Annotated in this window: 1 protein-coding gene; it reads left to right on the top strand. The window is 33.6% G+C overall.

Annotation, left to right across the window (positions count from 1 at the left end; genetic code table 11):
• A partial coding sequence (locus ACFINZ_RS10450; RefSeq protein ID WP_375701478.1) for a hypothetical protein occupies positions 1-633 on the top strand: 633 nt, incomplete at its 5' end.
• Positions 634-792 lie beyond the last annotated feature (159 nt).

Genomic DNA, 792 nt, shown 5'->3' with positions numbered 1-792 from the left:
AGTTCTGTAGAAGAGCATTTTAAATCTTACTTGGATGATATTAGTCGGGCAATTTTAGCGGAGCATTATATACGCCGCCAAAAAGAAAAAAAGCTTTTTGAGTCTTTAGAGAAGATTATAATGCTTGTTCAGAGCTTGCAGAACCAAAAGAAAAGCATAGAAAAAACAATGGGAACAAGGCTTATAGACCGGTCAAAATCGCTTGTTTCTGTTGTGCAGAAGCTTGCTGAAATAGAAGGTGAAGGGAAGCAAGAATGCTCGCTGCTCCAAGAGATATCAAATTGTTCAAAACAAAACAGCATAACTGCAAGCCAAACAAATTTTGAAAATGCGTTGCAACACGAAAATAAAAGCTCTTTACAAAATGATGCTCTAAAGCCTTTTTCAAAAAAAACTGAAGAGCTCGCAACACATTCTACAATAAAAAAAAGGTATTCTGATGTTAAAGAATCTGGTCATTGCATTGAGTATTATCGCTCGCTTTCCTTAAATATGAAACCTCAGAGAACTTTCTTTTTTTTGTATTCTTCTCTTAAAAAAATTTTTCGGTGTTTTTTAATCATTGCATTTATGGCAACGATAGCGTTATGTTTTTATAGCTTTTTAAGAGGAGCTCGTTTTTTTGATTTTTGATGTTAGATACAGTGATATGAGACGTGTTACACATTCGTGATTTTATAAAGGTATGTGGGGTATCTAAAATTATCCTTTTAAATACGTGACAATAACTGTTGTAGAAGAGGCTTATTGGAGAGGAGCTCTCGAATTATCTAAAAAATTCAAAGTATCTTG

The organism is Bartonella sp. AA81SXKL, assembly GCF_042196945.1.
GTDB lineage: Bacteria > Pseudomonadota > Alphaproteobacteria > Rhizobiales > Rhizobiaceae > Bartonella.
Note: the sequence above shows the minus strand (reverse complement) of the source record. Positions and strands in the feature narration are given on the sequence as shown.